This is a genomic window from Brevundimonas sp. (genome assembly GCF_024711105.1).
In the GTDB taxonomy this organism is placed as follows: Bacteria; Pseudomonadota; Alphaproteobacteria; order Caulobacterales; family Caulobacteraceae; genus Brevundimonas.
Map to the genome: position 1 here is coordinate 1 of NZ_JANJTL010000013.1, position 9586 is coordinate 9586.

At 69.5% G+C, this 9586-nt stretch carries 14 protein-coding genes; 11 read left to right on the forward strand and 3 right to left on the reverse strand.

Annotation, left to right across the window (positions count from 1 at the left end; all coding sequences use genetic code 11):
• Together Q0M60_RS00780 and Q0M60_RS00785 are read left to right on the forward strand one after the other, a co-directional pair.
• Window positions 1-417 (forward strand): VOC family protein (locus Q0M60_RS00780; protein ID WP_296814704.1); only part of this gene is annotated, 417 nt, incomplete at its 5' end.
• 53 nt (window positions 418-470) lie between these two features.
• Window positions 471-989 carry a hypothetical protein gene (locus Q0M60_RS00785; protein WP_296814707.1) on the forward strand — a complete coding sequence of 173 codons (519 nt, stop codon included), beginning with the start codon at window positions 471-473 and terminating at the stop codon, window positions 987-989.
• Here Q0M60_RS00785 and Q0M60_RS00790 read toward each other — a convergent pair.
• The 3 genes from Q0M60_RS00790 to Q0M60_RS00800 are packed head-to-tail and all read right to left on the reverse strand — an operon-like array spanning window position 986 to window position 2822.
• Complete coding sequence (locus Q0M60_RS00790) at window positions 986-1642, reverse strand: DUF6498-containing protein (RefSeq protein ID WP_296814710.1); 657 nt, start codon at window positions 1640-1642, stop codon at window positions 986-988. The genes Q0M60_RS00785 and Q0M60_RS00790 overlap by 4 nt on opposite strands.
• Window positions 1643-1683: 41 nt before the next feature.
• A complete protein-coding gene (locus Q0M60_RS00795) occupies window positions 1684-2385 on the reverse strand; it encodes an NAD-dependent deacylase (RefSeq protein ID WP_296814712.1) in 702 nt (233 codons plus the stop codon).
• Window positions 2382-2822 (reverse strand): VOC family protein, encoded by a 441-nt coding sequence (locus Q0M60_RS00800; protein WP_296814715.1) that lies wholly within the window; start codon window positions 2820-2822, stop codon window positions 2382-2384. Before Q0M60_RS00800 ends, Q0M60_RS00795 begins: the two co-directional genes overlap by 4 nt.
• Window positions 2823-2883: 61 nt before the next feature.
• On the opposite strand from Q0M60_RS00800, the gene Q0M60_RS00805 reads away from it, so the two are divergent.
• From Q0M60_RS00805 to Q0M60_RS00845, 9 genes are all read left to right on the forward strand, one after another.
• Window positions 2884-3990 (forward strand): S-(hydroxymethyl)glutathione dehydrogenase/class III alcohol dehydrogenase, encoded by a 1107-nt coding sequence (locus tag Q0M60_RS00805; RefSeq protein ID WP_296814718.1) that lies wholly within the window; start codon window positions 2884-2886, stop codon window positions 3988-3990.
• Window positions 3991-3994: 4 nt separating this feature from the next.
• Complete coding sequence (locus Q0M60_RS00810) at window positions 3995-4372, forward strand: VOC family protein (RefSeq protein ID WP_296814721.1); 378 nt, start codon at window positions 3995-3997, stop codon at window positions 4370-4372.
• Window positions 4373-4394: 22 nt separating this feature from the next.
• Window positions 4395-5348, forward strand: a complete 954-nt coding sequence (locus tag Q0M60_RS00815; RefSeq protein ID WP_296814724.1) for a DUF4350 domain-containing protein — start codon at window positions 4395-4397, stop codon at window positions 5346-5348.
• Between the two features lie 10 nt (window positions 5349-5358).
• Window positions 5359-5742, forward strand: a complete 384-nt coding sequence (locus Q0M60_RS00820; RefSeq protein ID WP_296814726.1) for a VOC family protein — start codon at window positions 5359-5361, stop codon at window positions 5740-5742.
• Window positions 5742-6575, forward strand: a complete 834-nt coding sequence (fghA, locus tag Q0M60_RS00825; protein WP_296814728.1) for an S-formylglutathione hydrolase — start codon at window positions 5742-5744, stop codon at window positions 6573-6575. The genes Q0M60_RS00820 and fghA overlap by 1 nt, the downstream gene beginning before the upstream one ends.
• Window positions 6576-6577: 2 nt before the next feature.
• On the forward strand, window positions 6578-6820 hold the full coding sequence (locus Q0M60_RS00830; RefSeq protein WP_296814731.1) for a hypothetical protein: 243 nt from the start codon (window positions 6578-6580) through the stop codon (window positions 6818-6820).
• Between the two features lie 4 nt (window positions 6821-6824).
• Complete coding sequence (locus tag Q0M60_RS00835) at window positions 6825-8309, forward strand: tetratricopeptide repeat-containing sulfotransferase family protein (protein ID WP_296814733.1); 1485 nt, start codon at window positions 6825-6827, stop codon at window positions 8307-8309.
• A gap of 19 nt (window positions 8310-8328) precedes the next feature.
• On the forward strand, window positions 8329-8781 hold the full coding sequence (locus Q0M60_RS00840) for a hypothetical protein (protein ID WP_296814735.1): 453 nt from the start codon (window positions 8329-8331) through the stop codon (window positions 8779-8781).
• 17 nt (window positions 8782-8798) lie between these two features.
• A partial coding sequence (locus Q0M60_RS00845) for an isoaspartyl peptidase/L-asparaginase (protein ID WP_296814737.1) occupies window positions 8799-9586 on the forward strand: 788 nt, incomplete at its 3' end.

Here is a 9586-nt window from a genome sequence, read left to right on the forward strand (position 1 = left end):
AACGAGAGCCAGGACGAGCAGAGCCAGATCGAGGAGTTCCTGCGCCGCTACAACGGCGAGGGCATCCAGCACATCGCGCTGCACACCGACGACATCTTCGAGACCGTCGAGGAGATGAAGCGCCGCGGCATCCCCTTCCAGGACACCATCGAGACCTACTTCGACCTGATCGACAAGCGCCTGCCCGGCCACGGCCATGACGTGGCCCGGATGCGCAAGAACCGCATCCTGATCGACGGCTCCGAGCAGGACGGCCTGCTGCTCCAGATCTTCACCCAGGACACCTTCGGCCCGATCTTCTTCGAGATCATCCAGCGCAAGGGCAACCAGGCGTTCGGTGAGGGCAACTTCCAGGCCCTGTTCGACTCCATCGAGCTCGACCAGATCCGCCGCGGCGTGGTGAAGGTCGACGCCTGACCGATCAGACGGCGTCAGTGGCGTGACGCCGGCATCGGAGCGAGGATGAGGCCATGAAGCGCCTCGTCCTCGCCGCCCTGCTGGCCGCCGCTCCGGCGTCCGCGCCGGCCCAGTCGATGAACGTCCGCCTGATCACCGAGCAGGTGGTCCGCGACATCTGCGGCCCCTTCATCCAGACCGGCGACATGTGGCCCTCGATCGCGGCGGCTGAGCGCGCGGGTTACGCCGTCATGCAGGTCTGGCCGGACGACATTCGCATCGGCGCCGCCGACCTCCAGCCGACGCCGACGGAGATCGAGATGCGGGGCTCGCACGCCGGAACCATCCGGATGAGCGCCCGGCGCGACCGTCTGACCTGCTCCGTCGGCATCGCGGAGGGCGGCGTCCGGACCATCGCGGAAGCCGCCGAACCGCACCTGCGCGCCCTCGGCCTCGATCCGGTTCTGGACGAGCGCGAGCCGCCCCTGGCGGTGTCCGTCTGGCGCGGCGGCGACGCCATGGCCCTGATCGCGCCGTCGAGCGAGTTTCGGCCCGGGTCGGAGCTTGCCCTGATCGGTCGCGCGGCCGACTAGGCCGGCTCCTTCTCCTCGGGGAACAGGCGCATGACCGTCTCGGCGCCGAGTTCCAAAATCATCTTGCCGACGCACAGCAGGGTGATGGTCCAGGCCGGCGCCCCCAGCTGCGACAGGCCAAACGCGCCGAGCAGCACCGTGACGTGCAGGACGATCAGCCGGCCGTAGGGCTTGAACATTTCGCCGACGGGCGACGCCGTCCGGCGCGCGTCGATCCTGATCCAGGTTCGCCAGAACATCAGACCGTGAGTCACCACCATGGCCAGCACCGCGAGCGCGAAGCTGCCCGCCGTCCACAGGCCATCGCCCTCGACACGCGGGAAACTGGCGGCCAGGACTCCGGCGAACACCCCGTGCACGGTCCAGAAGATCCCATAGTGGATGAGGAAGAACATGGCCGTGCCCAGGCGGCCCGGCGGGTTCTCGCGGCCGGCGATCTCGGGACTCTCGCCCTCGGCCATCAGGATTCGCGGCAGGGTGAACAGGCCCACGATGGCGTTCTCGATCCAGTAGAGGATCAGGATCGATCCGGCGCTCCAGCCCAGGAAGAGCACGCCGAAAATGGGGATCAGGTTACCGACGATAATCGCCGCGACGACGGGGCCGCGCGCGGGGCGCTCAGGCTGGCCGAACGGGAATCGCTGACGAGGCATGGCCGACGATGGCCCAGGCGAGCCAGCTTGGCAAAGCCCGCTCAGAGCGTGGCGCAGAACCTCGGGACAGCCTCCGTCGCCGGCCCATAGACGCCCTCGTCGAACAGGAAGCGGCCCTGCGTGGGTTCGAGGTTGATCTCCACCGTCCGGGCCCCGACGAGGTTCGCCGCCTGGACGAACCCCGCCGCCGGATAGACCGCGCCCGAGGTGCCGATGGAGACGAACAGGTCGCACTCGGCCAAGGCCTGTTCGATTCGCTCCATCTCCAGCGGCATCTCGCCGAACCATACGATGTGCGGCCGCATCCGGCCCTCGGGGTGGTGGGGCGACGGCTCGTCGGCCGCCAGGTCGCCCGGCCAGTCGCAGACCGTGTCCGAGGCCGTGCAGCGCGCCTTCAGCAGCTCGCCGTGCATGTGGATCAGCTTGAAGCCGTCGGCCGGCGCGACCTCGGCATGCGCCCGGTCGTGCAAGTCATCGACGTTCTGGGTCACCAGGGTGAACCGCCCCGGCCACCGCGCCGCCAGCTCGGCCAGCGCCCGGTGCGCCGCATTGGGCTGGACGCCCGGAAGCTGGCGTCGGCGCTGATTGTAGAAGTCCTGCACCAGCGCCGGATCGCGCGCGAACGCCTCCGGCGTCGCTACGTCCTCGAACCGATGCCCCATCCACAGGCCGTCGCCGGCCCGGAAGGTCGGCACGCCGGACTCGGCTGAAATCCCTGCGCCGGTCAGGACGACCAGGTTCACCAGACGCCCGTGTTCGGCATCGAGGCCCAGGGCTCGGCGGGCGGCAAGGGTTGGCCCTCCTGCAGCAGCTCGACCGAAATCCCGTCGGGCGAGCGGACGAAGGCCATATGCCCGTCGCGCGGCGGCCGGTTGATGGTCACCCCGCCGTCCATCAGCCGCTGGCAGGCCGCATAGATGTCGTCGACCTTGTAGGCCAGGTGCCCGAAATTGCGCCCGCCCGTGTAGTCCTCGCGGTCCCAGTTCCAGGTCAGCTCCACCTCGGGCGACCGCTCGGCCTCCGAGCGTCCGGCGTCATTGGGCGCGGCCAGGAAGACGAGGGTGAACCGGCCCTTCTCATTCTCCATCCGGCGCATCTCGCGCAGGCCCAGATGGTCGCACCAGAATCGAAGCGAAGCGTCGAGGTCCGACACGCGGACCATGGTGTGGAGGTAGCGCATGGGCGGTTTCCTGACGGCGGGAAGGGTCCTAAGGGTAGGGAGGCCCTGAGGGAGATTCCAGATGAAAACCCGCGCCGCCGTCGCCTTCGAGGCCAAGCGCCCGCTGGAGATCGTCGAGGTCGACCTGGAGGGGCCCAAGGCGTTCGAGGTGCTGGTCGAGATCAAGGCGACCGGCGTCTGCCACACCGACGCCTATACGCTGGACGGGCTCGATTCGGAGGGCATCTTCCCGAGCATCCTCGGCCACGAGGGCGCGGGCGTGGTGGTCGAGGTCGGGCCCGGCGTGACCTCGGTCGAGGTCGGCGATCACGTGATCCCGCTGTACACGCCGGAATGCCGCCAGTGTAAGTCGTGCCTCAGCCGCAAGACCAACCTGTGCACCGCCATCCGGGGGACGCAGGGAAAGGGGCTGATGCCCGACGGCACCAGCCGCTTCAGCTACAAGGGCCAGCCGATCGCCCACTACATGGGCTGCTCGACCTTCTCGAACTACACCGTCCTGCCCGAGATCGCGGTGGCGAAGATCCGCAGGGACGCGCCGTTCGACAAGGCCTGCTACGTCGGCTGCGGCGTGACCACGGGCGTGAGCGCGGTGGTCAATACGGCCAAGGTCGAGCCGGGGGCCAACTGCGTGGTCTTCGGCCTCGGCGGGATCGGGCTGAACGTCATCCAGGGGCTGAGGATGGTCGGGGCCGACATGATCGTCGGGGTCGACATCAATCCGGCCAAGGCGGAGTGGGGCCGGCGCTTCGGCATGACCCATTTCGTCGATCCGAAGACGGTCGACGATGTGGTCGCCCATCTGGTCGAGCTGACCGGCGGCGGGGCCGACTACACCTTCGACTGCACCGGCAACACGACCGTCATGCGCCAGGCGCTGGAGGCCTGCCATCGCGGCTGGGGCGAGAGCGTCATCATCGGCGTGGCCGAGGCCGGCAAGGAGATCGCCACCCGCCCGTTCCAGCTGGTTACCGGCCGGGTCTGGCGCGGCTCGGCCTTCGGCGGCGCGCGCGGCCGGACCGATACGCCCAAGGTGGTCGACTGGTACATGGACGGGAAGATCGAGATCGACCCGATGATCACCCACACCCTGCCGCTGGAGCGGATCAACGAGGCGTTCGACCTGATGCACGCGGGGGAGAGCATCCGGTCGGTAGTGGTGTTCTAGGTCAATGGGCCGCTGGTACACACGGCCGATGGTGTTCGTCGCAGACGTGGAGACGGCGCTCGCCTTCTACGTCGACGGGATGGGCTTCGCCGAGGCGTGGAGCTTTCGCGACGACGGCGGCCGCAAATTCGTCGCTCAGGTGGACCGGGACGACGCCGAAATCATCTTGTCCAGCCAGTGGCCGGAGAAGCGCGGCAAGGCCATGTTGTTCATCGAGCTGATCGCCGAGGACTGGAACGGCCTGCCTGAGCGCCTGACGGAGCGCGGCGTCGCCTTCACCTGGGGCTGGTGGGGCTATCGCACCCTGATTGTCGCCGATCCGGACGGCAATGAACTCTATTTCCCGGATCCGAGCGACCCAGGATCGCAAAGGGACGTATAGTCGGGGCGGGGAGGAGATCGCGATGCTCAGGTTCGTGTTCGCCATGGCGTGGCTGGTCTTCGCCACGCCGGCCCTGGCGCAACAGCAGATGGCTGACCCCGACTGGGTCCCCCGGGTCGGGACGCCGACCTGGCCGGCCGAGGGTCCGGTCGTGGTCATCGACGAGGCCCACGCCAACTTTCACACGGCGGGCGGCCGATACGCGCCGTTCGCCGACCTGCTGCGGGCGGACGGGTACAGGGTCGCGGCGGGGACCTCGCGTTTCACCGACGCGAGCCTCGCCTCCGTAAGCATCCTCGTCATCGCCAATGCGGGATCACCCAATGCGGGGGACGCTGTGGAACCCGCCTTCACCGAGGACGAGACCGCCGCGATCGAGCGATGGGTCCGCAATGGCGGCTCGCTGTTCCTCATCGCGGATCACGCGCCCTTCGGCCTGGTCGCGCAGTCGCTTGCGGCCCGTTTCGGGGTGGCCATGGGAACGGGTTGGGCCTTCGAGCGTGCGCCCGACGGACCAGGCCTGACGGCGAACATCGATTATTCGCGCGCCGATGGCGACTTGGGGTCGCATCCCACGACCGAAGGTGTCGAGCGCGTGCGCTCGTTCGGTGGGCAATCCCTCACCGGGCCCGCGGGGTCGACGGTGCTCATGCGCCTGGCCGACGAGGCCTGGGAAGCGCCGGACCGGGCTGAGCTGACGCAGGCCGATGCGGCCCTCAGGGCCACCGGCGACGGATCACCGAACCTCGACGGCCTGGCTGTCCCGGTCGGAGGCCGGGCTCAGGCGCTTGCGTTCGAGCACGGGCGGGGCCGGGTCGTCGTCTTCGGCGAGGCGGGGATGTTCTCCGCCCAGGTGGTCCGCTTCCCGCCTGAGCAGGCGCGCGAAGACATTCGCTTCGGGATGAACGTGCCTGGCCTGCACAATGATCGTCTCGCTCTGGGCGTAATGCGCTGGCTGTCGCGCGCAGGCGAATAGGAGGTTTTGGATGTTCACCCACATCACCGTTGGCTCGAACGATGTCGAGGCGTCACGCCGGTTCTATGACGCGGCGCTTGGAGCCCTTGGCCTGCCGCCCGCCAGCGGCCCGGACCCGAAGGGGCGCTACTGGTGGCGAACGGATCGTGGAGCCTTCGCGGTGGGCAAGCCCATCGACGGCCAGCCCGCCTGCCACGCCAACGGCGGAACCATCGGCTTTCACGCCAGGACGCCCGAGATGGTGCAGGCCTTTCACGACGCAGGGGTGGCGGCGGGAGGAACCTCGATCGAGGACCCGCCCGGAGAACGCAACGGAGCCTTCGGCAAGCTTGTGCTCGCCTACCTGCGCGATCCGGACGGCAACAAGATCTGCGCCCTGCACCGTCCTTCCTGATGGAGACGGTCAAGCAGCACATCGTCCACGGCGGAACGCTGCGCTATCTGCGCCACGACAGCGCGACGACCGGCACGCCCATGACCCTGTCGGTGTTCACGCCGCCGGGGGAGGGGCCGTTTCCGGTGCTGATCTGGCTGTCGGGCCTGACCTGCACAGAGGACAACTTCACGACCAAGGCGGGCGCCTATCGCGCGGCGGCCGAGCACGGGCTGATCGTCGTGGCGCCGGACACCTCGCCGCGCGGCGAGGGCGTGGCCGATGATCCGGCCTATGACCTTGGGCAGGGGGCCGGCTTCTATGTCGATGCGACTGAGGCGCCCTGGTCCGACCACTACCGGATGGAGAGCTATGTCACCGGCGAACTGCTCGAGCTGATCGACGGAGCGTTTCCGGCCGGGCCGGCGCGGTCGATCTTCGGCCATTCGATGGGCGGGCACGGCGCCCTGACGTTGGCGCTGCGCCACCCGGAGCTGTTCCAGTCGGTCTCGGCCTTCGCACCAATCAGCTCGCCCACGCGCTGCCCCTGGGGCGAGAAGGCGTTCGCGGCATACCTGGGGCCGGACCCCGACGTCTGGGCGGAGCACGACGCCGCGCGCCTGATCGAGGGCGGTCGAGCGCGAGGGGTCTACGACACGATCCTGGTCGACCAAGGTGACGCGGATCCCTTTCTGGAGGAACAGCTGAAGCCGCAGCTGCTGAAGGCGGCGGCCGACAAGGCGGGGCAGGGGCTGAACCTGCGCATGCAGCCCGGGTACGACCACTCGTACTTCTTCATGGCCAGCTTCATCGACGATCACGTCGCCTTCCATGCGGCGCGGCTGAAGAGCTGACGATGGACGGGATCGACGACCACACCGAGATGTTCAGCGCGCTCTGCATCGAGCTCGGCTTCTGTCTTCACGAGAAGGGCCAGCAGCGGGTCATCGCCGCCCTGCCGCAGGGGCTGGATGCGGCCGTGCGGGCGGTGTTCGCAGCCGAAGGTGTGGACTATGCCCACGCGCCCGGCGATCTGAAACGCGACGTCCGGGCGTGTTTGAAGGCGCATCTGCCCGACCTGCCCCGGCGGAGCGTCTGAAGCGGTGAGCGGGCGAGCGCCCACGCCTGAGGAACAGGCCCTGGCGCGCCAGGCGTCCGAGGCCCGCCAGGCCGGCCGCGCCGAAGAGGCGGTTTCGGCCTACACGCGGCTGCTGGCGCTCAGGCCCGACCTGCCGGACAGCTGGTACAACCTGGCCCTGATGCAGCGGCGCACGCGGAGGTTCGAGGACGCGCTTGCGTCCTATGCGGAGGCCCTGAAGCGCGGCGTCAGCGAGCCCGAGGAGGTCCACCTCAACCGCGCCGTCATCCTGATCGACGACCTCGACCGGCCCGACGAGGCCGAGGCGGAACTGGAGGCGGCGCTCAGGCTGAATCCGGCCTATCTCCCTGCGCTTCTGAACCTGGGCAACCTGCATGAGGATCGCGGCCGCCGCGACGCCGCCCAGGCCGCCTACCGCAGGGCGCTGGAGATCGCGCCGGGTCATCCGCTGGCGCTGGCGCGACTGGCCAACGCCAGCCGGTTTTCGGCGCCGGCCGACCCGCTGATCGGCCGGCTGCGCGCCGGGCTGAGCGCGGTGTCACGTCCGGAGGATCGGGCCGAGCTGGGTTTCGCCCTCGGCCGGGCGCTGGACGCGGTCGGTGACCATGACGCGGCCTTTGACGCCTACGGCGCGGCCAACGCCGCCAGCCGTCAGGCCTCGGGCGCGCGGTACGACCGGACGGCGGTCGAGGCCTTCGTGACGCGGATGATCGCCGCCTTCCCCGAAGCAGTCTCCGAGGATGCGGATGCGGGCGAGGCGCCGGTCTTCATCTGCGGCCTGTTCCGCTCGGGGTCGACCTTGCTCGAGCGAATTCTGGCCGGGCATCCGGAGATGCGGGCAGGCGGCGAACTGAATCTGCTGCCGGCGTTGATCGGGCAGCGCCTTCAGCCTTGGCCGGAGGCGGCCGCCACTGCGAGCGCGGCGGTGTTCGCCGAACTGGCCAACCTCTATCGCTCAGAGGCCCAGCAGCTGCGGCCTGGCGAGGGGCTGCTGACCGACAAGCGGCCGGACAACTTCCTGAACATCGGCCTGATCAAACGGATGTTCCCGTCGGCGCGCGTCCTCCACACGGTGCGCGACGCCCGCGATGTTTGCCTGTCGAACTGGATGCTTCACCTGGACAGCTCCATGCCCCAGGCGATGGACCTGGACGACATGGCCCACTGGCACGGCCAGTACCGACGGCTGATGGGCCACTGGAAGCAGCTGTGGCCGGACGCCATCCTGGACGTGGATTATGACGCCCTGGTCGCTGATCCGGAGCCGCAGGCGCGGCGAGTCGTCGAGGCGCTCGGCCTGGGCTGGGATCCCGCCATGCTCGATTTCGTCGGCCGCCAAGGCGCCGTGCGGACGGCCAGCGTCTGGCAGGTGCGGGAGCCGCTCTACCGCACCAGCTCGGGCCGCTGGCGCAACTACGCACATCGTCTGGGGACCGATTGGCTCGCGCCGCTCTCGCATGAGGTCGGCGCCGGGGCCGGTTCAGGCTAGGGTGGCGCAGGAGTAAGCTATGAAGATCTTCATCTCGATGTCCCTGGGCCTGGTGGTGCTGGCCGCCGCCGGTGCGGCCAGCGCACAGATCGCCGATGTCTGCCGTCCGGTGGTCGCGCGCGACGGGGAGCTCGTCACCCTTGATGCGCCCCAGTTCACCATCGCCAATCGGCAGGGCATCCTGCCGCGCGTGGAAGTCTCCGAGACGCTGGCCATGGTGACGTGCGAGCGCCGCACGATCGTGCCGCTGCCCGGGGATTATCGGGTCATCCGCGATCTCAGCGTGCCGCTCACCCTCGTGGCCGGCGAGCGCGTGGCGACGGTGGAGCAAGTCGAGGGCCGACTGCACGTCCGCATGGTGCAGGGCCAGGTCCAGCCCGGCGAGATCACCTTGATCCAGGGCTTCCTCAATGACGCCCAGACGGCGCTGAACATGACGGTTCCGCTGCCGGGCCGCGCCTCGCGCGACTGATATTTATGGGAGACCTGATGATGAAACTCGCGACCTGCGCCGCGCTCGCCCTGCTCTCTTCGGCTGGTTCCGCCGCTGCCCAGGAGGCCGAGGCGCGCTGGACCATCGCGCTGCACGGCGGGGCCGGGACCATCGCCCGCGCCCAGATGACGCCCGAGCGGGACGCGGAATACCGCGCCGCCCTGACCGCCGCGCTCGAGGCCGGCTCCCAGGTGCTGAGAAACGGCGGCTCAGCGCTGGACGCCGTCCAGGCCGCCATCGAGCTGATGGAGGACGACCCCCTGTTCAACGCCGGGCGGGGCGCGGTCTTCACGACCGAGGGGACCAACTCGCTCGACGCGGCCATCATGGACGGAGAGACGATGGCGGCCGGGTCGGTCGCCGGGGCTTCGCGGACGCGCCATCCGATCGCGCTGGCCCGCGCGGTCATGGAGCGCTCGCCGCACGTCATGCTGTCGGGGGAGGGCGCGGATGTGTTCGCCGCCTCCGTCGGGCTGGAGCAGGTCGAGCCGGCGTACTTCTTCACCGAGCGCCGCTGGGGCCAGCTGCTGGAAGTGCTGAGTGAGCGCGGCGTGCCGCATCCGGCCCGGCCCGCAGGTGCTCCGCCGGCGCCGGGCGCCTCGGCCTCGCTGGACCTGGACGACCATCGCTTCGGCACGGTCGGCGTGGTGGCGCTGGACAGCCAGGGCCGGATCGCGGCCGGCACCTCCACCGGGGGCACGACCGCCAAGCGCTGGGGCCGCATCGGCGACGCGCCCATCATCGGGGCGGGGACCTACGCCGATCAGGGCTGCGCGGTGTCGGC